General features: G+C 47.5%; 25 protein-coding genes. 14 read left to right on the plus strand and 11 right to left on the minus strand.

Annotated features, from left to right (window positions below):
- Positions 1–49: 49 nt before the first annotated feature.
- The 4 genes from BTR1S_RS12225 to BTR1S_RS12240 all read right to left on the minus strand — a co-directional run bounded on the left by BTR1S_RS12225 (position 50) and on the right by BTR1S_RS12240 (position 6,531).
- Positions 50–3,016 (minus strand): ATP-binding protein, encoded by a 2,967-nt coding sequence (locus tag BTR1S_RS12225; RefSeq protein ID WP_029419036.1) that lies wholly within the window; start codon positions 3,014–3,016, stop codon positions 50–52.
- Between the two features lie 12 nt (positions 3,017–3,028).
- On the minus strand, positions 3,029–4,255 hold the full coding sequence (locus BTR1S_RS12230) for a metallophosphoesterase family protein (RefSeq protein WP_029419037.1): 1,227 nt from the start codon (positions 4,253–4,255) through the stop codon (positions 3,029–3,031).
- Between the two features lie 115 nt (positions 4,256–4,370).
- Positions 4,371–5,642 (minus strand): ABC transporter permease, encoded by a 1,272-nt coding sequence (locus tag BTR1S_RS12235; protein WP_006636677.1) that lies wholly within the window; start codon positions 5,640–5,642, stop codon positions 4,371–4,373.
- On the minus strand, positions 5,635–6,531 hold the full coding sequence (locus BTR1S_RS12240) for an ABC transporter ATP-binding protein (RefSeq protein ID WP_006636676.1): 897 nt from the start codon (positions 6,529–6,531) through the stop codon (positions 5,635–5,637). The genes BTR1S_RS12235 and BTR1S_RS12240 overlap by 8 nt, the downstream gene beginning before the upstream one ends.
- A 119-nt stretch (positions 6,532–6,650) precedes the next feature.
- Here BTR1S_RS12240 and BTR1S_RS12245 point away from each other — a divergent pair, with 119 nt between their 5' ends.
- The gene (locus BTR1S_RS12245) at positions 6,651–6,836 is read left to right on the plus strand and encodes a YhzD family protein (RefSeq protein ID WP_006636675.1); all 186 of its coding nucleotides are present in this window, start codon (positions 6,651–6,653) and stop codon (positions 6,834–6,836) included.
- A gap of 193 nt (positions 6,837–7,029) precedes the next feature.
- Here BTR1S_RS12245 and BTR1S_RS23290 read toward each other — a convergent pair whose 3' ends face one another.
- Together BTR1S_RS23290 and BTR1S_RS12255 are read right to left on the minus strand one after the other, a co-directional pair.
- Positions 7,030–7,179 (minus strand): hypothetical protein, encoded by a 150-nt coding sequence (locus tag BTR1S_RS23290; protein WP_006636674.1) that lies wholly within the window; start codon positions 7,177–7,179, stop codon positions 7,030–7,032.
- A 381-nt stretch (positions 7,180–7,560) separates the two neighbouring features.
- The gene (locus BTR1S_RS12255; RefSeq protein WP_006636673.1) at positions 7,561–8,334 is read right to left on the minus strand and encodes an enoyl-CoA hydratase; all 774 of its coding nucleotides are present in this window, start codon (positions 8,332–8,334) and stop codon (positions 7,561–7,563) included.
- A 207-nt stretch (positions 8,335–8,541) separates the two neighbouring features.
- On the opposite strand from BTR1S_RS12255, the gene BTR1S_RS12260 reads away from it, so the two are divergent.
- The 5 genes from BTR1S_RS12260 (at position 8,542) to BTR1S_RS23590 (ending at position 11,166) form a co-directional block, all read left to right on the plus strand.
- Positions 8,542–8,856, plus strand: a complete 315-nt coding sequence (locus BTR1S_RS12260) for a hypothetical protein (protein WP_029419039.1) — start codon at positions 8,542–8,544, stop codon at positions 8,854–8,856.
- Between the two features lie 60 nt (positions 8,857–8,916).
- The gene (locus BTR1S_RS12265) at positions 8,917–9,414 is read left to right on the plus strand and encodes a cation:proton antiporter regulatory subunit (protein ID WP_006636671.1); all 498 of its coding nucleotides are present in this window, start codon (positions 8,917–8,919) and stop codon (positions 9,412–9,414) included.
- A gap of 6 nt (positions 9,415–9,420) precedes the next feature.
- Positions 9,421–10,632 (plus strand): cation:proton antiporter, encoded by a 1,212-nt coding sequence (locus BTR1S_RS12270; RefSeq protein WP_029419040.1) that lies wholly within the window; start codon positions 9,421–9,423, stop codon positions 10,630–10,632.
- A 44-nt stretch (positions 10,633–10,676) separates the two neighbouring features.
- The gene (locus tag BTR1S_RS22530; protein WP_155910144.1) at positions 10,677–10,817 is read left to right on the plus strand and encodes a hypothetical protein; all 141 of its coding nucleotides are present in this window, start codon (positions 10,677–10,679) and stop codon (positions 10,815–10,817) included.
- A gap of 70 nt (positions 10,818–10,887) precedes the next feature.
- The gene (locus tag BTR1S_RS23590; protein WP_029419041.1) at positions 10,888–11,166 is read left to right on the plus strand and encodes a hypothetical protein; all 279 of its coding nucleotides are present in this window, start codon (positions 10,888–10,890) and stop codon (positions 11,164–11,166) included.
- A 282-nt stretch (positions 11,167–11,448) separates the two neighbouring features.
- On the opposite strand, the gene BTR1S_RS12280 is transcribed toward BTR1S_RS23590, so the two are convergent.
- From BTR1S_RS12280 to BTR1S_RS12295, 4 genes are all read right to left on the minus strand, one after another.
- Positions 11,449–12,966, minus strand: coding sequence for a coproporphyrinogen III oxidase (locus BTR1S_RS12280; protein ID WP_029419042.1), 1,518 nt, complete (start codon positions 12,964–12,966; stop codon positions 11,449–11,451).
- Positions 12,967–13,120: 154 nt separating this feature from the next.
- A complete protein-coding gene (locus BTR1S_RS12285; RefSeq protein ID WP_006636667.1) occupies positions 13,121–13,984 on the minus strand; it encodes a Cof-type HAD-IIB family hydrolase in 864 nt (287 codons plus the stop codon).
- 426 nt (positions 13,985–14,410) lie between these two features.
- Complete coding sequence (locus tag BTR1S_RS12290; protein ID WP_006636666.1) at positions 14,411–14,764, minus strand: YlbF/YmcA family competence regulator; 354 nt, start codon at positions 14,762–14,764, stop codon at positions 14,411–14,413.
- A gap of 121 nt (positions 14,765–14,885) precedes the next feature.
- The gene (locus tag BTR1S_RS12295) at positions 14,886–16,016 is read right to left on the minus strand and encodes a DUF445 domain-containing protein (protein ID WP_029419043.1); all 1,131 of its coding nucleotides are present in this window, start codon (positions 16,014–16,016) and stop codon (positions 14,886–14,888) included.
- Between the two features lie 361 nt (positions 16,017–16,377).
- Between BTR1S_RS12295 and BTR1S_RS12305 the strand changes: the two genes are divergently transcribed.
- The 5 genes from BTR1S_RS12305 to BTR1S_RS12325 all read left to right on the plus strand — a co-directional run bounded on the left by BTR1S_RS12305 (position 16,378) and on the right by BTR1S_RS12325 (position 21,308).
- Positions 16,378–17,463, plus strand: coding sequence for a YheC/YheD family endospore coat-associated protein (locus BTR1S_RS12305; protein WP_029419045.1), 1,086 nt, complete (start codon positions 16,378–16,380; stop codon positions 17,461–17,463).
- Entirely contained in the window at positions 17,460–18,812 is a 1,353-nt protein-coding gene (locus tag BTR1S_RS12310; protein WP_006636662.1) for a YheC/YheD family endospore coat-associated protein, read from the plus strand. Before BTR1S_RS12305 ends, BTR1S_RS12310 begins: the two co-directional genes overlap by 4 nt.
- Positions 18,813–18,979: 167 nt before the next feature.
- On the plus strand, positions 18,980–19,189 hold the full coding sequence (locus BTR1S_RS12315) for a YheE family protein (RefSeq protein WP_006636661.1): 210 nt from the start codon (positions 18,980–18,982) through the stop codon (positions 19,187–19,189).
- Between the two features lie 21 nt (positions 19,190–19,210).
- The gene (locus BTR1S_RS12320; protein ID WP_029419046.1) at positions 19,211–20,095 is read left to right on the plus strand and encodes a PucR family transcriptional regulator; all 885 of its coding nucleotides are present in this window, start codon (positions 19,211–19,213) and stop codon (positions 20,093–20,095) included.
- Between the two features lie 106 nt (positions 20,096–20,201).
- A complete protein-coding gene (locus BTR1S_RS12325; protein ID WP_029419047.1) occupies positions 20,202–21,308 on the plus strand; it encodes an ABC transporter ATP-binding protein in 1,107 nt (368 codons plus the stop codon).
- A gap of 69 nt (positions 21,309–21,377) precedes the next feature.
- Here the strand turns inward: BTR1S_RS12325 and BTR1S_RS12330 are convergent, their stop codons facing one another.
- On the minus strand, positions 21,378–21,599 hold the full coding sequence (locus tag BTR1S_RS12330) for a hypothetical protein (protein ID WP_006636658.1): 222 nt from the start codon (positions 21,597–21,599) through the stop codon (positions 21,378–21,380).
- A gap of 233 nt (positions 21,600–21,832) precedes the next feature.
- Here BTR1S_RS12330 and BTR1S_RS12335 point away from each other — a divergent pair, with 233 nt between their 5' ends.
- The 3 genes from BTR1S_RS12335 to BTR1S_RS12340 all read left to right on the plus strand — a co-directional run bounded on the left by BTR1S_RS12335 (position 21,833) and on the right by BTR1S_RS12340 (position 22,941).
- Positions 21,833–22,033, plus strand: coding sequence for an alpha/beta-type small acid-soluble spore protein (locus BTR1S_RS12335; protein WP_006636657.1), 201 nt, complete (start codon positions 21,833–21,835; stop codon positions 22,031–22,033).
- A 119-nt stretch (positions 22,034–22,152) separates the two neighbouring features.
- On the plus strand, positions 22,153–22,296 hold the full coding sequence (locus tag BTR1S_RS22825) for a hypothetical protein (RefSeq protein ID WP_169802092.1): 144 nt from the start codon (positions 22,153–22,155) through the stop codon (positions 22,294–22,296).
- A 24-nt stretch (positions 22,297–22,320) separates the two neighbouring features.
- On the plus strand, positions 22,321–22,941 hold the full coding sequence (locus tag BTR1S_RS12340) for an NAD(P)-dependent oxidoreductase (RefSeq protein ID WP_029419048.1): 621 nt from the start codon (positions 22,321–22,323) through the stop codon (positions 22,939–22,941).
- The last annotated feature ends 9 nt before the right edge of the window (positions 22,942–22,950 follow it).

Consider the following 22,950-nt stretch of genomic DNA (forward strand, 5'->3'; position numbering starts at 1 on the left):
TGTAAAGCTCCCTCCGTTTTCTTACATAACATCATTATATCACATGCCCTTAATTGCTAGTTAAAACCTTTTTTACCATTCGATTCATATCAGGAGGCAGCTGGATGACTTCCTCGTCACGAAAAGCCTCCTTCACATGCTCATGACATGTAAAATATAAAATTTGCTGTTCTTGTCCTGACAGTTCTTTTAAAATGTTCAGCACCCGTTTGAACCTTTCGTGATCAAAATGAACAAAGCTGTCATCAAGCTGAAAAGGCAGATTGATGTCCTTTTGATGGGACAATGCAAGCGCGAAGCGTATCGCCAAATAAAGCTGCTCACAGGTTGCCTGGGACAGCTCGTGGGCTTGAAAAACGGTTCCGTCTTTGCTCACCACCATCATTGAATCATCTGTTTCAGAAAAATAAATTTTTTCATACCGATCGCCTGTTAACGGCTTAAGCAAAGACTCGGCCGTTTCCAAAAGTTTCGGAAGACGAATCTTTTTATGATCGTCCATCCTGTTTTTCACAGCCTGTCTGATCAGCTTGACTGAAGCCCACTTTTTCGCGAGTTCAGCAACCCGCTCTTTTTGTATTTCGACCTGATGTGTAAGCTCGGAAACCGTCCCTGATTCTTCAAGCCTTCGCTGTTCTGCAAGGAGGAATGCCGCATTTTCCCGCTCTTCTTTGAGCTGTTTTTCAGTATGGGCTTTTTGATCTTTCGCTTTTGCCAGTTTGTCCTCCAGATCTGCAAGCGGATGATTTGATGCAAGCCGGATAACCTTTGCGTCTTTTCTGCCGAGCTCTGCTTGGATATGCCCAAGCCTCGCTTTTAATTCTTTTCTTTCCTGATCGCGTTTTGCCAGCTTGAGAAACATGTCCCTGCCGGTTGCCCCGGCCCTTTTATACAAGTCGGCAAGCCGTGATGTGAAGTATTCGGCTTCTCCTGACAATTCTTTGATCTGCTCAAGCGTATGCTTGAGGGACAAATCAACTTCCTGCTTCTGCCGCAGTAGTTCTTTTTGTACATCAAGCTCTTCTTTCAGCCGGAAGACCAAATCCTGCACGCTTCCTTCGGGATGGCTAAGCAATGAGGCAAGCCGCAGCACCCGCTTGTCAAACGATTCTCTCTTTTCCTGAAGACGGGCCAGTTCTTCTTCCAGCTCCCGCTTTTTTGTGATGTCCGCTTTGAGCTCTTTCATCAAAGCGAACGCATCAGGCAAAAATGACGGGTCGATCGACAGCTTCAGCTCTTTCATATAACGATCGGCTTGTTCCTGATATGGAAACATGTCCTTTTCCCATTCTTCGAATTGTTGAATCGCCCGTTCGTAGTCTGCTTCCTTCTGTCTGAGCTCTCCTTGTTTTGCGATGAGAAACTGTCGGTTTTGGTCATCCCGCCACAGCTCTTCCCTCAGGTTTTTGAGGTCGGGCGCATGTTCGGAAGCGGTGCCGCCGATGTCTTCAAGCTGTTTTTGAATGAATGTCGCCACAGGGGAAGACTCGGTCTTTTTTAATGAAGAAAAGAGATACAAAAGCGAAGCCAAAGCGATAAAACCGGACAGGAGCCACTGTTTGAAAAACAGCGCCGCAAGGCAGACGGCAAGGGCGGTCAAAACGGTCATGACCGCCGCCCGTTTGCTTCTCTTTTCCCGCTGTTTGTTTTCCTTTTTCAGCAGTGACAGCTGCCTGATGAGCTCTTCCCGCTTCTCCGCCTTTGCGCCCGCAGATTCCAAACGGGCGGCGGCTTCTTCCTTTTGTTTGCGGATGTCTTCCGGCAACACTTCCTTTGAAAGATCCGAATACGCTTGTTCCGCTTCCTCAAGATCAGCCCTTGCCTGCTCAAAGCGTTCGTCAAGAGCCCGTTTTTGTTCGCGCAGCTGAAGATAAGCGCGGACCGTCTCCTGCAGCTTCCACTCATATTCGTATGTCGTGTCGGCGCTAAGGATCTCATCCTCGCTCTCTATTTGCAGCCGCGTCATCCCCGCCTGGACCCGTTTATTCGTTTGTTTCAGCTGTTCGGTCAGCGCCGTGACTTTTTCTTTGTGCGACTGGTAAAACGGATATTCCGCCAGCATTTCTTCTATTTGCGCCTCATGCTGCAAATGCTCTTTTGAGGGTGAAAAGGCTGCAGACTGTTTTTCCAAATCGCGCTTCTTTTCTTCAAGCGCCTTCAGCTGGGCCTCCTTTGGATGCAGATGGGATTCATATTTCTCCAGCTCGAACAGCCCCGCTTCAGGAAAACGGTCTCCCGCTTCGCCGTCGGCTTCCAGCCGGGCCGCCAGCTGCCGCTCCTCTTTAACGAGCGGATGAATCTCGATCGCCTGTTCAATTTCAGCTATGGACCGTGCCAGATCTTTGATCAGCTGTTCATGTTCGTCGACTTTGGCTTCGGCAGCCCTTTTGCCGTTTAATATTTGGTGATAATCGTCTTCACGCGCCTTTGCCTTTTTCAGCTCTTCTGAAAGCCGTTTTACATTCTCCAGCTCACGGTTGAGCTCAGGCTTCCGCCCATTCGGCTTAAACAGCTCTTCCTGGGTTTTCGCGAGGCTCGCGTCCATTTTCGAAATCGCGTCAGAGCCGAATAAACTGGAAAAAAGCAAAAACCGGCCGATTTTGTCGCGGTTGAATTTGTGGATTTCCTGAAGGCCGAATACATCAAATGAGTAAATCGCCTTATATAGACGCCTGTCCATATTGGATAACATCTGCTTGAGAAAATCCTCTGACCGGGTGCTGCCGTCTTCCAAAAAAACGTTTACCTTCTCAGGTCTGCCCGCCGTCCGTTCGATGCGGATATGGCCGATTGCGGGATGCACGGCTTCGAGCATGCCCCCGTATATTCCGCCGGCTTTCGGTTCATAGCGCTTTGTTTTCGGAAAGCCGAACAGCATGCTTTCAATAAAAGACATGAGCGTCGTTTTGCCGGACTCATTCAAGCCGTAGATTAAGTGAAGGTTGGAAGATGACAGGCGAAATGTCTGATTGGTAAATTTTCCATATCCGTATATGTGCAAAGTATGAATATTCACCCTGTCCCCTCCTTATCTTTTCATCGTCCTCAGCTCATGGAGCAGAACTTTTTTCGCCTGATCGCGAATTTCGCGGAAATCTTCTTCATTAAACTTCTTGCCGTACCTTCTGAAGACCGCATGCCGCTCCAAATCGGCAAGAATCTGCTCAACGTTTTGAACATCATCGATTTCACGGGTAAGCTCCTGAAAAAAAGCATCGCTTTCGATGGCACTCAGGGTGCTTTCTGTACGATCTTCGACAGCGGCCAGCCAAATGAACGACTCCCCGTCTTTTTCCTCCTCGCGAAAGATGTCCAGCAGCTCGTCAATGATGCCGCCCGGCCTTTCCGCCAAATAAGGAGGCGCTTCTCCCGCCAGTATGGCTTTGACGCAGACGGCCGTTCCTCCGCTTCTGTAAGTCTGGAGGACAGTTTCAATACGGCTGATCAGATCGGTTACATGCTGTGTCTCTGACACATCGATCTGAACGGCCTCCCAGAGGACATCTGACGTCGGTCTAAACTCAAAAGACAGTCCACCGCCGCCCGCTTTAACGAGAAAGCAGCCTTTCTCACCTGTTTCCTTCATATGCCGGGACTGCGTGTTTCCCGGATAAATGGCTACCGGATGCTCGGCTGAAATCACCTGTCTTTTATGTATATGGCCGAGCGCCCAATAATCCATTTGACCGTTTTTTAAGTCCTGAAGCGAAAAAGGGCAGTACGGGTCATGGACGCCCTCTCCGGAAAGCGCCCCGTGAATCATGCCGATATGAAAAGGGGCGTCAGTCGTTCTTTTCATGTCGGCAGCCTTGTTTTCGTATACTGAGCGCTGCGGATAGCTGTACCCGTATATGCTCGCGGCGAGCCGGCCGTTCTTATAAAACGATTTTTCCTCAATGCCCGCCGAAGAGAAAATATGAACATTGTCCGGCCATTCAATCGGCGTCCACTCACCGCCCATATGATCGTGGTTTCCAAAGATCACATAGACTTGTATGCCGTTTTCCCGAAGCTTTAAAAACTGCTTCCGCAAAAACAGCTGGGCTTTTAAGCTGCGGTTCGCTTCATCAAACAGATCTCCGGCAAGCAAAATAAAATCGGCCTGTTCGCCGATGGCAAGCCTGAACAAATTTGCGGCGCTTTCAAATGTACTGTTTTTAATCCGCCCGTATACCTGCTCAGGGAGCCCGCTTATGCCGTGAAACGGACTGTCCAGATGCAGGTCGGCCGCATGAATAAAGGTTATGTTCGTCACGCTTTTGCTCCTTTATAAAACATTTCTGTCCTCATTCTAGCACGGCTTTCAGGCGAATGCACGTTCTATTGTTCAGCTGAAAAAGCAGCTTTTTTTCAAAGCTGCTTTTTTCAATTTATTGATCTTTTGAAAGCTTAAGCGCCTGTCTGATGTTTTTCAGACCGCCGCCATTGCCGTACATGAGCACGCCGCCTTTGTAGACCTTCGCCCCGATGATGGCGAGAATGACAATCGTTGCGGCGGTGATCCCGATGCCGAGAGCCGCTTCCCAAAACGGAATATCGAGCATTCCGACCCTTAGGAACATGATCATCGGCGCAAAAAACGGAATGAACGACATCACCGTAATAAACGGCGAATCAGGTGCACTCAATCCAAACATCGCGATCATAAATCCGGCGACAACGAGCAGGATCATCGGTGATATCATCTGCTGGACATCCTCGATCCGGCTGACGACGCTGCCGAGAAACGCAGCAAGCGTCGCATAAAGGAAATAACCGAGCGCTAAGAAAATCACGCCATAGACAAGCGTTGCCACGGGAACGCCGGAAATGTCCAAAAATCCTTTAATCTGTTCCGCCGCGCCTCCTGCTGTCTCACCGTTTGACTTCAGGGAAAGATAACCTGCAAGACATATAACGGCAAGCTGTGTCAGCCCCAGCAAAGCGATGCCGAACAGCTTGGCAAACATCTGCTGGACAGGCGGTACGCTTGAAATCAGGATCTCCATGACACGGGACGATTTTTCCGTCGCCACTTCAGTTGCAATCATTGAAGCATACATCACGACAGATATGTAAATGACAAACAGGACAATGTATACGAGACCTGACGCCTTTTGAAGCTCTTCTTCTGTTTTGGCCCCTTCTTTTAAGGCGACGCTTTTTACTTTAACAGGTGAAAACAGCTTGTTCAGCTTTTCGGGCGGGACATTCAATTCCGCTGTTCCGACGGCGATTTTCGTTTGGGAGAGCGCCTGCTCTATTGTCGAAACAGCCGTTGAATCAGCGATATCCAGCGCTTTATATGTCCCGGTCGGTTCGCCTTGTTGATCTCTTGCCAAAATTAACATGCCGGCAAGCTTATCGTCTCTGACGTCTTTTTCCAGATCTTTTTCAGACTTCTTCGCTTTTACCAGCTCAAGCTCATGATCTTTATCGGCAATCTTAACCTGCTGGGCAAACGTTTCATACAGCTGGTTCGATTGATCGATGACGGCGATTTTATCCGGTTCGCCGCCGTCTTTGTCAAACAGGGAAATAATTGAACCCAAATTTGTAACGACCATGACAAGCGCCAGCGTAATCGCAGTTGAAATGAGGAACGATTTCGTTTTCAGCTTGCTTGTATATGTATGAAACAGAACGATCCAAAATTTATTCATAACGGGCACCTACCTTTTCTATGAAAATATCATGTAAAGAAGGCTCTTCAAGTTCAAACTTTCTGATAAACCCGCGCCCCTGAAGCATGGAAAACAGCTGCTGGGAAACTTCCTCATTGTCGACTTGCAGTCTGACGCCTTCTGAAGTCTCCCTCCATTTCGCAATCCCGCTTGCTTCCTTCAAAAAGCTTAAGTCGTCGTCTGAGTGAATCGTCACGTTCTTTTTGCCGAAGGAACGCTTGATTTCTTTTAATTTCCCTTGAACGACCGGCTTTCCGCGCTGCAAAATGCAGACATGCTCACACAGCTCCTCAACATGCTCCATCCTGTGGCTGGAGAACACAATCGATGTACCGCCGTTTTTCAAAGCAATGACGGCGTCTTTTAAGAGCTCCACATTGACAGGGTCCAGTCCGCTGAACGGCTCATCAAGAATCAAAAGTTCAGGCTTGTGCAAGACGGCGGTGATGAACTGGATTTTTTGCTGGTTTCCTTTTGAAAGTTCTTCAACCCTTTTATCCGCATACTCTGTGATATGGAACCGCTCGAGCCATTTTTCCATTTCCTTGAGGGCCCCCTGCTTTGTCATGCCTTTCAGCCTGCCGAGATATACGAGCTGGTCCTTTACTTTCAGCTTCGGGTAAAGTCCGCGTTCCTCCGGCAGATAGCCGATCCCGTTGCTGACACTATAATGAATCGGTTTTCCTTTCCAGGTCACAGCGCCCTCTGTCGCATTCAAGAGACCTAATATCATCCGGAACGTCGTCGTTTTTCCTGCGCCATTTGCACCGAGCAGTCCGAACATTTGCTTCTCGGGAATATCGAGGGTCAGGTTGTCAACTGCTGTAAAAGAACCGAACTTCTTTGTTACATGATCGATTTTTAGCATAAAAAAAAATCCTCCTTCCAATTTACAATCATACGTTAGTCATATCATTTTAAAAAGGATTTTTTTGATTTTTATATAAATTTAAACAAACCAACAAAATTTTGAAAGGAGAATCAGAGATGGAGACGTATTATGTCACAGTATTTGCCCCGTCCGGAGAAACGCTGCTCAATGAACGGTTTGAAGCGCTGAATGTGGAGGAAGCAAAACAGAAAGGAAGAGATCTGCTCGAGGAAAAACAATTTACGGAACATACGCACCGGGTAGTTCATTCGTCCGGTAAAATGATTGTCTTCCACAGCTGATCAAAGGAAAGGCGGCGCTCAAGGAAATCAGTCTTGTTGCTTGCCGCCGGGAATGTGCCAAATCACTTGCACATCAGCAAGATGAATATTCCAAGATTGACGGCCCCGAGTATAAAGGACAAATAAGCGGTTCCTTTGCTTTTGCGAAAGAAATATAGGCCGTTTTGCGGTCAGTACACAGATGATGAGAGCATCAAACATCCCGAAGAAGCATGTCAGCCAACCGGTAGGCCGGGTTGAAAAAGCACATCCATGTCACGCACGCCATAAAAAAGATGGAAACCGCAAGATAGATGCTCCATTCTTTAACCGCTTGTCCTTCTTCATCCTGTATGCCCCTCACGGGGTCAAACCTCTTGGATCGCATATGCTGCGGACAGATGATCCCCAGCCATAAATCATTTTGCCGGCATACAGCGGAGGCGGTTTTCCCGATTGAGCGGGAAAACTTGCAGAAGCGACCACAGCAGACCGTGACGAACAGCGGTTGATTTGATTGTCATACTGTGCAGCATCCAAAACCGGTTCTGTCCGGTCTCCCAGTCATCTCCATTTCACGGTGCGTCGAAAATCCACCGTCTAATACTATCCGGGAAAAATGTCTTTTTGCATCTCAGAATGCTTCATCTAGCAATCTTTTGATCAGCTCGTTCAGCTCACTCCCAAGACTAAAAAGTGCCTTTTCCCGTAAGTAACAACAGTAAAAACGGCCTGCCTTGCTTATCTATACTTGCTGATTAAACCGCGGCTTCCGCTTCTCCAAAAATGCGCGGATTCCCTCCTGATGGTCTTTTGTCAGCCTCATCCTGAGCTGCGCTGTTTTTTCAAGCTTAAGCGTTTTTTGCAGACGTCCGGCATTTAAAGTTTGATATATTTTTTTCGTTTCAATCATCGCGGACAGCGGGGATTGCAGCAGTTTTTCAAGATGGGCGCCGGCATGGCGGTCAAGCTCTCCGTGAAATACGGCATCAACCAGGCGCAGCTTGAGGGCTTCATCCGCCGTCAATTTTTTGCCGCTCCAAATCAAGTCCTTTGCAGCCGTTTCACCGACTCTTCTCTCTAAAAAGAAGTGGCCCCCGCCGTCCGGAATAAGACCGATCCCGATAAAATTCATCGCCAGCTTGGCCTCTTTTTCCGCGAGCACATGATCACAGCTGAGCGCAAGACTCAATCCGAGCCCTGCCGCCGCTCCGTGGACGGCCGCAACCGTGATCTTCTGCATGCTGAAGATCATCATCGCAATATCGGAAATCGTATCAATGACCTGCTCTGACAAATTCTCATCTGTTGAAGACAGCATCATGTTAATGTCGCCGCCTGCGGAAAATCCTTTTCCCCTTCCTTTGACCAGCATGATCTTTGCTTCGCTTTCCCCCGCCAGTATAAGAGCCTCTTTCAGCTCTTCAAGCATGTGTTCATTCAGGGAATTATACGCCTCCGGCCGATTGAGCACAATTTCAAAAACTTCACCATTGTCTTTCCATGTTATGAATTCCATAAACAGCACCTCCATTGAATGCGTTTTCAAAATCGTTAGCTTAATTTATTCCACTTTTTACTTTCCAAAACCTTTTTTTAAGCGGAATTCAAATCATCTCTTTACATTTCAAGATCAATTGATACTGAAACAAGTCTTTTTAGTTGAATGATCACTGTCATTTTTATATCATAAAGTGAGAGAGCATGTGAAAAAAGGAGGGGAAATGTGATCAAAACAATCATAACGTTTCTGTTAAGTTTATCCATCTTGTCAACACCTTTCTTGCATCAGGATCAGAGCGCCGGCTTTACTCCGGAAGAGGCGGCCCATATGTCTCAAACCCTCTCGAAGCCTGAAGCGCACGCTTTGAAAATCCCCCCTTTTTCAAAAAGCTTTCTTCATCAGCCGGGAAAAGCCGCAAATGTTTACACGCAGAGCATCACTCATTTCATTCCTCAGCCCGAGGTCCGACACGGTGATTTGCTCCTTGAAAAAACCTGCGCGATTCCTGTGAAATATCAATCTAATTATCTCTCCTAAACCTTCCGATCTGCGCGTTATCGATCAGTCAAGGAAAACGATAGATTCGGAGGGATCAAATTGAATATTAAAGAAAATGACCTGCCTGGCATTGGCAAAAAATTCGAAATTGAAACAAGAAACCATGAAAAAATGACGATTGTCGTTCATGATGACGGCAGAAGAGAGATCTACCGCTTTGATGATGACGATCCGGATGAGATCCTGTCAAACATTTCCCTTGATGACAGCGAAGCAAGGCAGATCGCCGCGATCCTCGGCGGCATGGTCTACAAGCCGCAGACGCTTGAATCGATTGAAATGGCGTTTAATGATCTGATCATTGAATGGTTCAAAGTCGAAAAAGGGGCAAAAGCCGTCGGCAAAACGCTCGGTGAAATGGATGTCAGACAAAACTACAGCGTGACGGTCATCGCGATCATCAAAAAGAATCAGGAAAAATTTTTGAACCCCGGCGCCGACTCTGTTCTTGAAGAAAACGATACACTCGTTCTTTCCGGAGAAAGAAAACACCTCAAGAAATTGACGCGGGATTTTCTTTCCCAAAAGGGAGAGTGATTCTCCTTGGATCATCTCGTATTTGAAGTCGGCACCGCCCTCTTGCTTGTCGCGATCGCTGCCGTGATCGCCAACCGGATTCGATTTTCGATCATCCCCTTTTTGATTATATTGGGGATGATCGTTGGCCCGCACGCCCCGACGTTCGGCATTATCGATCTGAAGTTTATTGAAAGCTCGGAGATCATCGCCTTTTTCGGCAGAATGGGCGTCCTGTTTCTTCTCTTTTATCTCGGACTTGAATTTTCCATCGGAAAGCTGATCAAATCCGGCCGGTCCATCGCTGTCGGGGGAACGATTTATATACTGATCAATTTCAGCCTGGGGATCTTGTTCGGGTTCATTGCGGGCTTCGAGTTCCTTGAAGTTTTGATCGTCGCCGGAATCATCACGATTTCTTCAAGCGCGATTGTCGCCAAAGTGCTCGTCGATTTAAAAAGAACCGCGAACCCGGAAACCGAGCTGATTCTCGGAATCATTATGTTCGAAGACATTTTCCTGGCCGTTTATTTATCCGTCGTCTCAGGACTTGTCCTTGGCGACTCGACTTCGGCAGGAAAAGCGCTGCTTTCCATTTTGATCGCTTTTGGCTACATGATGTTGTTCTTTATCATTGCACGGAAGCTGCCGAAATGGCTAAACCGGATATTCGATATCCGCTCAAATGAAATCTTTATCATTGTCATTTTTGCGCTGCTCTTCTTTGTGGCCGGATTTTCGGAGACCATTCATGTGGCTGAAGCGATCGGCGCGCTGCTGCTCGGCCTTGTTTTTTCTGAGACGGAGCATTCCAGCCGGATCGAGCATTTGGTCGTCCCGTTTCGCGATTTCTTTGGCGCGATGTTTTTCTTCAGCTTCGGCTTGAGCATCGACCCCTTCACATTGGGAGATGCGGTGTGGCTGTCTCTCGGCGCCGTCATCCTGACCTTGCTCGGAAACTATATCGCCGGCATGATTGCAGGCAGAAAGGCCGGACTTTCACATAAAGCTTCTTCCAATATCGGCTTAACGATCGTCTCCCGCGGCGAGTTTTCGATCATTGTCGCCAACCTGGGAATCGCAGGCGGTCTATCGGCCACGCTTAAACCGTTTGCCGCATTGTATGTGCTGATTCTTGCTATTTTGGGACCGCTTTTGACAAAGGAATCAAAACGGATTTTTAATATGCTGAATCAAGTGTTTAAGTGGAAAAAAACCGAAGTAAAGAAAAGAGGTTGACAGAAAGGAAGACTCCGCCATGATATCGGCGGGGTCTCTTTTTGATGGCCGATTTTTTCAGGGAGCAAGCCGGTGGACATTCCACCTGGAAAAAATATGATCAATTTGTCCAAGATGAGACAGTCGCGGCGCTGACGTTACCCCTCATTCAAAACAATACGCCGGACGTCTGGCATGAAGAATAAAGACGCGGATGAGCCCGAAGTTTGCGGGGAACACCGCGAAATTTGAAGCAGAAAGGCGGATGAGTGATCTATGAGTAAGTTTCATTCAGACGATTTGATCATAAAAGAAGGACACGAGATTCTTAGAAAAGCGACCGCCGACGTCAGCCTGCCTCCGACTGTTGAAGCGAAAGAAGAGCTGTCGGCCATGCTCAGTTTTTACAGAACAGCCAGGACCCGCAAACAGCGAAAACATATCGCCACAGGCCGGGAGTCGGGCTGTCTGCAAACCAAATCTGCCTTGAAAAGCGACTGTTTGCCTCCTATTTTACAGATGAAGAAAACCGGCAGCGCGGACTACATGCTCTGAAACCAAACATCATCGCCATTCCGTCAGCATGATTTATTTACCCGAAGGAGAAGGATGCCTCCCTGTTGACAGATATGTGAAAGGCTATGCGCCAAGATATGAAAGAATCAAAGTGAAGTCGTGATCAAACCTTAATACTGCGCCTCGATCGTCGCCCAGCCATTTAAACGGGATCATGTTTTATGATCGGATCAACCGCCAAAACCCAGTCCGGCTTCCGGAGCATACCGAGATTAGCAGCTTACAGTAAGAAAAAGGCTTCCGGAATTCCGGAAGCCTTTTCTACGCCTTATGAGAACTGCTTGCAGCGTCTTGTCCAAAAAGCTCTAACAGATAGCGGAGCTTTTCTTCAGTGTAGTGTTCAAATCTGTCATTATACGATTTCGGATCTTTTGGATTGGCGAAATGCGTGATTTTCCCCGTGTTCGGATCGACAAATTTACTCGCCGCTCCACAGCCGATGCCGATGATCGTCTGTTTTTCTTCCATGATCATGATGTTGTAGATGCTTTCCTGTCCAGGAAGAGAATAGCCGATGTTTTCAAGGTTGCCGAGAATGTTTTTTTGCCTGTACAAATAGTAGGGATGATAGCCGTGCTGTTTTGTCCAGGACACCGCGTCATCCATCATCGCGACGATTTCTTCGCGGTCGGCCACTTTATACTTATGCTTGTTTCTCGTCATTTCTGAAGCGCGTTTAAACGACAGTGTATGGACGGTCAGTGACTCGGGCATCAGCTTCTCCGTTTCCTGAAGAGAGTGGCGGAATTCTTTGACGCCTTCCCCTGGGAGGCCGATGATCAAGTCCATATTGATGTTTGACATCCCGTGCTTCCGTGACAGGCGGTATTTTTCAATCGTCTCTTCAACCGTATGATGGCGGCCGATCGCCTTCAATGTTTCGTTTGTGTAAGACTGCGGATTAATGCTGATCCGGTCGATGTTCCACTTTTTCAACACGGCCAGCTTTTCTTCTGTGATCGTATCAGGACGCCCGGCTTCAACCGTGACTTCGCGGATGTTTTTCACATCCGGAAATGAACGGTACATTTCTTCATACAGCAGATCCATTTCCTCGGCCGTGATGCTCGTCGGCGTGCCGCCGCCGAAATAAACGGTTGTGATCTTGACGCCATGTTCTTTCAGCCATTCACCGATTTTCTGCATTTCATAGTGCAGCCCCCACAAAAAGGAGCCGACCCGCCCTGCCTGTCCTTTAATGGCATATGCGGGAAACGTGCAGTAGGCGCATTTTGTCGGGCAGAAAGGGATGCCGATATAAATGCTGACTTCCCTGCCAAGATCATATAAATCGGGCACAGCCTTGAGCTGGCGGTCAATGATGTTTTGCATCAGTTCGATTTTTTCGTCATGGATCAAATAATCCCTTTTCAATTCGGCATGCGCCGCTTCTTTTGACATCCCGCTTTGCAGTTTTTTATGCAGCAGCTTTGTCGGACGGACTCCTGTAAGAATCCCCCACTTCTGAATGATGCCGGTGTGCTTTTGCAAGACGCTCAAAAACACGTAGGAAACGGTGTTTTTCACCTGCTTGAATGCTTCTTTCTCAGTAGATTGAGGCTCCAGTGATTTCGTGTACTCAGCTGTTATGTCCGCTCCTGTGATCGCCCCTGAGGCCCGGACTGCTGCATCATCCCGTTCATAAGCGAGAGTGATGGCAAGATCTGATTCACCTTCTTCAGCAAACGTGAGCTCGCACTCTTCAAAAAACAGATTGGCTATATTCTCGAGCGGCCTCAGGAATCTTTCATCCTGAATCCCTTCTATATGAATGCGCAATATCATCACCTTTTTCGTTTCAAAACTTTCTTTAGTGTACAAAAATAAACCGCCAAAATCAATCCGGCAATATCTGATGAATCCCGACTCCATAAAAACAGGGGCAAAAAAAGATCATCCCCGTTTTCCGGGGAAAACAGGGATATCCGTATGCTTATACTTTTCTGATATGAAATTTTTTGAGAAAATCTTTGCTTTGCTGCATTCTGAAATATTCTTTGATCATGTAGGCGACACCCTGTTCATCATTTGAACGCGTCACCCAATCGGCTTTCTGCTTGACATCCTGCGGCGCATTGCCCATTGCGACGCCCAGCCCGGCCAGTTCAATCATCGGGAGGTCATCGGTATCATGGCCGATCGCGACGACATCCTCCATTTTAAAGCCAAGCTCGGCGGCGAGCAGCGTCAAACCCGCCTCCTTTGAAACACCTTTATGAACAATCAGCAGTTTTTCCCCGGCCTGAATAACATCCACCGCTGGAAACGCGTTCCCGATCGTATGCCTGATCTCTTTCTCCTCTTCCTTTGTACAATAGACTTCAATGACCGGCGCACTGACCGGTTCATCCATCAGCATGTCGCTTAAAGAATCGACGAACTGAACAGGATAAAAAATCGGGTCTGACGGATGGATCATCGTTTTTCCGAGCAGATTTGAGTTTGTTTTTTTCCGGTTGCCGATTGAATATTTTTCGTGCAGAATTCGTATATTGCAGTCATAGCTCTCCAATATTTGGACAAGGTTAAACGTCTTTTCTTCAGAAATCCTTTTTTCAAAAAAAGGCTTATCAATTTTGTCCGCAATAATGGCGCCGCTATGAGTGATCAGCTTAGCATCAAGCTTTAAAGACTTGGCGATTTTCTGCGCGGAACGAAAATGTCTGTTCGTCACAAGCGTCACATACACATCTTTTTTCTTTGCGTATTCAATCGCTTCCTTCGTTGCGGGATGAAGCCGTCCGTTTGTCCGCAGCAGCGTTCCGTCTATGTTCAGCGCAAGCATTTGTTTTGACACCAGGAGGTCCCCCTTCTTTGATGACTGTACCTGTTATAGAGAATATGTCCCGAACGCCTTCTTTAGAACAGACCTCAAACTAAAAAAAGCCTGTCTGCACAGACTTTTCGCTCCGCCATCTTTCGGATACGATCATGATTTCTCCCTTAATATTGAAAACAGCGAATTCAATGCCCCTTTCATTCAATTCGCTGTATATGATAACCCCTTTTATCTGACCAGCAAATGCGCTTTTTCTCTGTACCCCTTAGCTTTTTGCCGCTTAGTCGTTTTTTCATGATCGTATCCCGGCAAAATGAAAGCACTTACATATAGTATTATCGCAACAATTTCATCAATTGACAAGTCTTTTTTTAAAGTTTAGGAACGTGATTAGTTCACTTTGTTAAAAAAACCCCGCTTTTCCTTAAAAAGCGGGGTTTTCGATCAGTTTTCAGGATTTCCGTAAAGCTCTTCAAGCGGCTTCATGATGATTTTGTTTAATTCGGCAATCAGCATGCTCATCCGCTGCTCCGCTTCCATCAGCTGTGAAATTTTCTCATGCTGCTGGACAAGCGCCACAGATTTTTGAGCCTGCTCGACTTCTTCCTGGGAAATGTCTTCCCCATTCATCTGTTTTTGCTGAAGCCTTATTTGGATATCACGAAAATTGTCAAACATCCTTTTAGCTGATTCATCGGCATTTACGTCATCATAAAGGCCCTTCAATCGAGAGTATTCTTCACTTTGGCGCAATGCTTGTTCCAAATCATAAGCCGTGTCGTATAAATTGACAGCCATGTTTGATACGCTCCTTTCCTGCCGTATTCTTCATGAAAATGGCACCACTCCACTATAACAGACTATGGAGCGTTTTTCACAGTTATACTATTATTCCATTTTGCAAGATGCCTTTCCTTTTTTAGATCAAAACAACAAAGACAGCTTGAAGGGCGCCGATGATCCCGCCGAGAAGCCCGCCCAGGTACGTAATCATCTTAAATTCCCGTTTGGAGATGGACAACACCATTTCTTCGAGCCGCTCAACCGGAAAGTTGTCGACCTGCTCCTTCACGATATCTTCAAGATGCAGCTGTTTCAGTACATCATCAAGATGGCGGCCTGCCCCATCCAGCAGACGGCCGGCCAACTCCGGCAAACGGTCTATTACATCTTGTTCAATCATGGATACATATGAACCCGCCGTTTTTTCGAAAAAGGGGGCGAGGGAAAATGACGTCATCAGCCTTTCCTTCAAATTGATGATGAGGCTCGTCAGATTCCATTTGTCATCAGCTTCTTTAAATGAATACTCTTTCAGCTTGTCCCATTCGTTTTCAAGCAGATCTGTCAAAAGACGGGCGGTCTCTCCGTTTTTCAAAAATTTCAGGAGCTCAGGCTGCACGCGGTCAACCAGACTGCTGTTTCCTAAAAACATCTGCACCATGCTGCCGAGCATGCCGCGTTCTTTCAGGAAATCGTTGATCATATTTCCAAGGCGGTCTTTTCCTTCATCACTTTCAAAGTAATGGACGGCCCGATGTAAAATATACTCCGACACCATCGGGATTTTGTCGTTCAGCTTTTCCTGCGCGTCTGCCGGAACAAGGTCTTTCAGCGGGGCATTCTCATACTTTGACAAATACGCTGACAGCTTTTCATTCGTCCACTCGTTCACAAACTGATCCGCTTTTTGTGCGGCATTGTCCACCCCGATTTTTGTCAGCGCTTCTTCGACGGTAACCCGGGATTGGCTTGCATGTGAAAGCAGCCGCTCCCCCAATTGTACCGCCTGGTTTTTGACTGCGTCTGAAGCCAGTCTTTTTCTGATCCCTTCGGTTGTCAGCAGATGGTTGACAACCATCTGTCCCATCTGCCTCGCCAATTCTTCGCGCCTTTTCGGAATTAATCCAGGGGTAAAAGGAACCCGTTTTCCGAATATGTAGTGTGCCCGATAAGGGCGAAAAAGCATTTTAATCGCAAAATGATTCGTCACAGCCCCGATCAGGGCGCCGATGACAATCATAAAAAGAAAAACACCAATCACATTCATTTTATTCAACTGCCTTCCGTTTCACCTGACTTCATTGACGGCCATCCGCCTGACTGAACCAAACGGAGACCAACGGCACACTCTATGCCTATCGTTATTATAGTAGGTCAACAATCGCCGAGCAAATTCGGGAATGGTACGGGGGTAACAAAAATAGAATGGGGCAGGTGGAATTTTTTTCTTACCGGCGGACATTTTACGGTGATCGAGGGTGAACATGACCTATTTTCAAAACATAATGCGTATCATGTAACAGAAGTTCATCTACAGAAGGCTTGTCCCTTTATACGGCTGGAGGGCCCGGCAGATTCGCCCGCCGTCCTCTAACCGGTTAAGCGTTTTTTAACAAGGAGGAATCAGCATGATGACGCTCGGATTTATGTCGCTGTCCCATCAGCATGAAAAAGAATATGCCGAGGAATTGGCAAAAAAGGCTTCAGATTACGGAATCGGTTTTATCCGGTTCACCCCTTTAGATATTTCTCCCGGATCTATGCTTGTGAAAGCGCTGGCCTTTCACCCCAAATCAGGACAGTGGAATGAAGTAGAACGCGAAATCCCTGAGCTGATCTATGACCGTTGTTTTTACGGCAAAGATCAGCAGTCAAAAAAAGCGAAGCCGATCGTTGAATGGCTGAAAAAATACCCCAAAACTTCATTTCTTGGATTGGGGCTTCCCGACAAATGGACGGTCTACAAAGCTTTAAAAGCAGATCCTGTCCTCCAGGCCTATCTGCCTGACACATCGCTCGCCGAAAGCGCCCATGCTGTGCTGCGGCTGCTGGCAAAAGAAAAATCGTGCATACTGAAGCCTGCATACGGCTCAGGAGGCCGGGGAATCATTCACCTGGAGCTTTCTGGGAAAACGGTGAAAGCCTCCTACCAAGCCGGGAAGCATAAGCAAATCAAATCTTTTTCCAAGCAGGCTTCTTTTGAAACATGGTGCAAAAAAGTCCTTCAGCACCGCTATCTTTTGCAAACCTTCCTTGATATTCAAGATAAAGACGGGTATCCGTGCGACATCAGGCTGTTATTGCAGAAAAACGGGGCAGGCGAATGGGAGCCTGCCGGAAAAACGGTAAGACGAAGCTATCAGCACGGTCTGCTTGCCAACCTGGCGGGAGGCTCTGAATCCGTGAGCTTTGACAGCTGGCTGTCATCTGTTCCGAAAAAACGGCAGGCAGTCCTTCTGGATGATTTAGAAACGATCGCAAAGGCCGCACCCCCCGCGCTTGAATCGGAGCATGGACCGTTGTTTGAACTCGGCCTTGATATTTGCCTGACAAAAGACGGGAAAGTCTGGCTTCTCGATGTCAATTCTAAGCCTGGAAAAAAAGCGTTTATACTGCATTCTCCTGAAAACAGAGAGCTTTTATATAAAGGGCCTTTGGAATATTGCTCCTTCTTGGCGGCATCGGCAGACAAGAAAGGAGCTGGAAGGAAATGAACGGCAAAACGCTGACGGTGGGAATCCACCCAAACAGTGAAAACACGGTGCTGCTGCCGGCTTCCTACAAGCAGGAAGGTCTTTTATACGCGGCTTTCGGAACCAGTGTGGAACGTTGTCATATCTCCTTCGACAGCAGCTTGAAGAAAACGGTCTTGCTTTCTGAAAATTTGTACAAAAACTTGAGGATTCCATACCGCGGGAAAGCGGCATTGCTGTTTCACGACAATACCGTCTATATCGGCCCTTTAATCGGCATTTTCACTGCCGGCTTCACAAAGTCGGCACTTGAGCCGGTCAGGGGGCGCTCTTTGTTTTTTTCCAAGCTGCTGACGATGGATCTCCCTGCCGGAGGGTACTGCTACTTGTTTGGCGCCCACCAGATCCAGTGGGAGGACGGAACGGTAAACGGCTTCATTTTCCGGGAAAACGGCTGGGAAGAAGCAACGGTTCCGCTTCCCAATGTGGTATATGACAGACTGCCGAACCGAAAAGCGGAGGATGAGGCCATCCTGCAGGAAACAAAAGCGCGCCTGATGAATGAGTACCGCATCCCATGGTTCAATCCCGGCTTCTTTAACAAATGGGACATATACGAGTCCTTGCGGCAGGATGAAAGAACGAAACTGCTGCTGCCCAACTCCGTATTGCAGCCGTCTGCAAAGATCATCGAAGACATGGTCGGCCACTATGGCACCGTCTATATAAAACCCGCTAACGGCAGCTTGGGGAATGGAATTTATCAGCTTTCCAGGCGGGAAGAAAACGGGCTGACCGCCAGGAATGCAAAAGGCGAGGCATCCTTCCCATCTTCAGACGCTTTTTTGGATGAATTGCAGAATCTGCAAAAGGAAACGCCATATATCGCGCAGCAGGGAATCGAGCTGATCAGGGTGAACGATCATCCGGCTGATTTCAGGGTGCATACAAATAAAAACAGGCTTGGAAAATGGACGGTTACGGCGATCGCCGTCAAAATAGCGGAGAAAAACGGTATCACAACCCACATTTCAAGCGGCGGCATCGTCAAAACGCTGGCAGAAGTCTATGATGACCCCAGGCAGAGGCTCCATATTGTGCAAAAGCTGGCGAAAACAGCTCTTCTGATCAGCAGCGTCCTTGATGAAAAACTGGAGGGCTTTATCGGGGAAATCGGCTTGGATCTTGGAATGGACCGGTCGGAAAGGATCTGGATGTTCGAAGCCAATTCCCGGCCGGGAAGAGGGATCTTCGCACATCCCGGCTTAACATCCGTCAGCCGCTTGACGAAAAGAAGAAATTTTGAATACGCTTCTTACTTAACCGAGCAATCGATTCTTTTCCCTGAGACACTGTGGAAAAGTCCTTAGGAAGCCGCGGAGAACATGATTCTTCGCGGCATTTTTTTCAAAATACGGGCGCCGAAAAGAGCCTATGATCTTTTCGGTGAATGAGATACAATGATAACAAATCAATCGTTGCAAAAGTTTTTTGTTTGGCGGATCATTTTGAAATCGATGAAGGAGCGTGGCACTTTATGATTTCTCACTTTCAATGGAAACCGTTGTTTAAAAAAGAAAAACTGCCCGGCTGGACATTTTCTTTTTACCATAAAGGAACGCATTATGAAGGAATTTATCACAAGTCCGGGGAAATTGAATGGGGCAGCGTTTATCCGCCGCATGATGACGAACCTTCGCTTAAAAGCGAAATTCATGAACTCATGCTCTTCCACATTTACGAGTAAATAGAAAAGGAAGTTTTTCGTATGCTGGAAAAATTAAAGACTTTATACGGAGATCGGATGGTGGTTTCCGGCTCGGCTCCCAAACAACAGGCGCTCTGGTTTCAAACGGACGACGGCGAGACGTTCGGCGTTTTGAAAGAGGCTGTCACCGATCAGGAAAAACAGCTGTTGTTTGCTTTATTTCAGCCTTTTTCAGAACCGAATCCGTCTTACATGACGCCGCGCGAGAAAGAATGGCATCAGTATTTTTTCGCAAATGCCCCGCTGAAAGATCGGCACGCTCAGTCCATCCAAGGGCATTTTTTTAAAATGAAGCATTCCCCTGAAGAAAGACAGGCGATAAAAGAAGCGGTCAGCGGCTTTTTTGAACGTCCTATCGTGGTTTGGTACGACCGTCACGAAGCTGTCATCATCCATGAAAATCCTTCTCCGCTTCTTTCCAAACATCAGCTGGCCGAGCTTTCAGACGCGCTGACGAGCGATTTTTTGGCAAATCCAGTGTTTTTTAGCGGACAGCTGCATCAAGTCAATGCTTCGCTTCAAGAAAAGATCGGCTTTGAAAAGCAAATGTTTCAGCATCTTCTGGTCAATAATGACCGCGGAAGCGTTATTTCTTTTTACCAGTGCCTTCCTTCGTTTGTAGCGGCAAAACCGGGGATAATCAAAACTGGCGCGTTGTCTGATCCTGTCAGGGACGCACTGTCGGATCCGGAGACCCTATTGACCATCAGGACTTACATGCAGTGCAACCTGAATGCCTCCCTGACAGCTAAACGGCTGTTTATCCATCGAAACAGCCTGCAATACAGAATCGACCGGTTTATTGAAAAAACCGGAATTGATATCAGACAGTTTGAAGAGGCTGCCGCCGTCTACTTCATCATTGATGTCCTGGCGCAATCATAGCAATGTGCACGAATGCAAATTGTGCATCATGTCCATTTACAGGCCTGAATCCTTTTTATAAACTTAAAATTAAATAAAGCGCTTACATAAAGAGGGGGAGAAGAACATGGCAGAGCTGGTACTCGACCGGATTTACAAAGTGTATGATAACAAAGTGACGGCCGTGGATAATTTTAATCTTCACATTGAGGACAAAGAATTTATCGTGTTTGTCGGACCTTCGGGCTGCGGAAAATCGACAACGCTGAGAATGATTGCAGGCCTCGAAGAAATTACGGAAGGCGAATTCACCATTGATGGAAAACGGATGAACGATGTCGCTCCGAAAGACCGCGACATTGCGATGGTGTTTCAAAACTATGCGCTCTATCCGCATATGAACGTCTATGACAATATGGCTTTCGGCTTAAAACTGAGAAAGTTTCCGAAGGACGAGATCAAGCGCCGCGTGAATGAGGCCGCCAGAATTCTGGGCCTTGAACAATATTTGGACAGAAAGCCAAAGGCGCTTTCCGGCGGCCAGCGGCAGCGGGTCGCATTGGGGCGCGCCATCGTCCGGGACGCCAAAGTATTTTTGATGGATGAGCCTTTATCAAACCTTGACGCCAAACTGCGGGTGCAGATGCGCGCGGAAATCACCAAGCTCCATCAGCGCCTGCAAACGACGACGATTTATGTCACGCATGACCAGACAGAGGCGATGACAATGGCGACAAGGCTCGTTGTCATGAAAGACGGCCTCATCCAGCAGGTCGGCGCACCGAAGGAAGTATATGAAAATCCGGAAAATGTCTTTGTCGGCGGTTTTATCGGCTCTCCGGCAATGAACTTTTTCACTGGCAAGCTTCAGGAAAATACCTTTACATTCGGCAATGTTTCCATTCTTGTTCCGGAAGGAAAAATGAAAATTTTGCGCAGCAAAGGCTATATCGGTAAGGAAATCATCATGGGCATCAGACCTGAAGACATTCATGACGAGCCCGTCTTCCTAAAAGCCTCAAAAGAATCAAAAATTGATGCAAAAATCGAAGTGGCTGAGCTGATGGGCGCCGAAACGATGCTTTATTCACAGGCCGGCGGGCAGCCGTTCATCGCCAGAGTTGATTCACGGACAGATGTTCAGGCAGGCGATGTCCACGCTCTTGCATTTAACATGAACAAAGCCCATTTCTTTGATAAAGACACAGAGCTCCGCATCCGCTCTGAAGGGTGACTTGCTTCCCATCACTTCCGGCCCCCGGCAATAGAGCGAATCAGAAAATTGACCGAAGTGCGGCTTCTGCTATGCTTCGGTCAATTCAATTTCGACCGTTTCATCATAAGAGCAGTCTTGGCAAGTGTATAAATGAATACAGCTTGACCGCGTCTGCAAAAACGAATCATACTCCATATACGGGCTGTAAGGACCGTAAAAATCGGTTGTTCTTCCGGCGTCGGCCATTTCGCCGCCGCACCTCGGACAAGCTCTTTCCTCCACCAGAATCCCATTGCATACAGGACACATTCGGCATCCTCCTTATCTTTTCCTTTAGATTGCCCCTTTCGCTGAAATTTCCGCTTTCAACATTTACCAGTTTGTACTGCGCATGGATTTGATTGAATCCACCATAATACGTAGTAGCAAGGCAGCATTGGGTTCAGCCATAGAAGGCAGCGGTTTTCCCCTTTGGAAAGCCGCCAGCTGGTGCAAATCCAGCCAACCCAACCATACTATCTGATAAAGGAGAGTTTGATACAATGGCTAACCAAAATTCTTCAAATCAATTGCTCGTTCCTGGAGCTGCTCAAGCGATCGAACAAATGAAATTCGAAATCGCTTCAGAGTTCGGTGTAAACCTTGGTGCTGAAACTACTTCCCGCGCAAACGGATCTGTCGGCGGAGAAATTACAAAACGTCTTGTTTCCCAAGCTCAAGCTTCTATGGGCGGACAACAATAACCATCAACTTCATATCATGGCTAAAGCTGAAGGTGCTTCACAGCACCTTCTTTTTGCATGGGAAAATCCCGCACCCGCCATCTCCGTTTTACATATGCTGATGTAAAGGAGGAGTCGGCATGCAGCTTGTCACAAGCATCAATTGGGAACTGCTTCAATTTGTCGGGATTTCCCTTTTGCACGAATATCTCATCAATATCCGGCCTTTTCATGCGGTCTTTCGCTTCTCTGGGGCTTTTTCTCCCGGTCGATCTGACGTATGATAGATCAAATGGGAGGGATTGTTGATGAAGATTGCACTTTTTGGAGGTACAGGCCGTGTCGGACGAGCTTTCCTGCACTTTATTGAAGCAGGCGGCAGACACTCCGTCTCTGCCCTTGTCCGCGCGGAACATCCGAACCTTCCGAGCACATGCTGCCGCACATTCCGCGGAAACGCAAGAAATCCGGAAGACGCGCAAGCTCTCATTAAAGAGGCGGATATAGTTGTCAGCTGTTTAAATACAGATGGAGACGATACATTAAGCGTCTCCATCCAAAACATCATAAACGCTATGAGCGCCCAAAACAAAAAAAGGCTGATTACGATCGGAACCGCCGGAATTTTACAATCGAGACAAAACCCGGCGCTTTACCGCTTTGAATCAAACGAATCAAAAAGGCGCTCATCACGCGCGGCAAAAGAACATGCAAACGTGTATGAACGCCTTCTGGCATCAGATTTGAATTGGACGGTTATTTGCCCGACCTATCTTCCGGACGGTCCGGCCGTGACAAATTACCGCGTCGAACGGAATTTTCTGCCGATTGGCGGCAAAGAAATATCAACCGGCGATACCGCCCATTTTCTTTACAAACAGCTCGACTCAGACGAGTTTATTCGGGCAAGGGCCGGACTGGCGTATTAACATGCTGGG

Source organism: Bacillus sonorensis NBRC 101234 = KCTC 13918 (genome assembly GCF_001592005.1).
GTDB lineage: Bacteria > Bacillota > Bacilli > Bacillales > Bacillaceae > Bacillus > Bacillus sonorensis.

Bases quoted from the DNA above. Each gene is read 5' to 3' on its own strand.
- BTR1S_RS12330 (WP_006636658.1), bottom strand. From the start codon at position 21,599: ATGTGTCCTGTATGCAATGGGATTCTGGTGGAGGAAAGAGCTTGTCCG.
- BTR1S_RS12235 (WP_006636677.1), bottom strand. From the start codon at position 5,642: ATGAATAAATTTTGGATCGTTCTGTTTCATACATATACAAGCAAGCTG.
- BTR1S_RS12320 (WP_029419046.1), top strand. From the start codon at position 19,211: ATGCTGGAAAAATTAAAGACTTTATACGGAGATCGGATGGTGGTTTCC.
- BTR1S_RS12245 (WP_006636675.1), top strand. From the start codon at position 6,651: ATGGAGACGTATTATGTCACAGTATTTGCCCCGTCCGGAGAAACGCTG.
- BTR1S_RS12255 (WP_006636673.1), bottom strand. From the start codon at position 8,334: ATGGAATTCATAACATGGAAAGACAATGGTGAAGTTTTTGAAATTGTG.
- BTR1S_RS22825 (WP_169802092.1), top strand. From the start codon at position 22,153: ATGCAGCTTGTCACAAGCATCAATTGGGAACTGCTTCAATTTGTCGGG.
- BTR1S_RS23590 (WP_029419041.1), top strand. From the start codon at position 10,888: ATGAGTAAGTTTCATTCAGACGATTTGATCATAAAAGAAGGACACGAG.
- BTR1S_RS12290 (WP_006636666.1), bottom strand. From the start codon at position 14,764: ATGGCTGTCAATTTATACGACACGGCTTATGATTTGGAACAAGCATTG.
- BTR1S_RS12340 (WP_029419048.1), top strand. From the start codon at position 22,321: ATGAAGATTGCACTTTTTGGAGGTACAGGCCGTGTCGGACGAGCTTTC.
- BTR1S_RS12295 (WP_029419043.1), bottom strand. From the start codon at position 16,016: ATGAATGTGATTGGTGTTTTTCTTTTTATGATTGTCATCGGCGCCCTG.
- BTR1S_RS12305 (WP_029419045.1), top strand. From the start codon at position 16,378: ATGATGACGCTCGGATTTATGTCGCTGTCCCATCAGCATGAAAAAGAA.
- BTR1S_RS12325 (WP_029419047.1), top strand. From the start codon at position 20,202: ATGGCAGAGCTGGTACTCGACCGGATTTACAAAGTGTATGATAACAAA.
- BTR1S_RS12240 (WP_006636676.1), bottom strand. From the start codon at position 6,531: ATGCTAAAAATCGATCATGTAACAAAGAAGTTCGGTTCTTTTACAGCA.
- BTR1S_RS22530 (WP_155910144.1), top strand. From the start codon at position 10,677: ATGGCCGATTTTTTCAGGGAGCAAGCCGGTGGACATTCCACCTGGAAA.
- BTR1S_RS12315 (WP_006636661.1), top strand. From the start codon at position 18,980: ATGATTTCTCACTTTCAATGGAAACCGTTGTTTAAAAAAGAAAAACTG.
- BTR1S_RS12335 (WP_006636657.1), top strand. From the start codon at position 21,833: ATGGCTAACCAAAATTCTTCAAATCAATTGCTCGTTCCTGGAGCTGCT.
- BTR1S_RS12310 (WP_006636662.1), top strand. From the start codon at position 17,460: ATGAACGGCAAAACGCTGACGGTGGGAATCCACCCAAACAGTGAAAAC.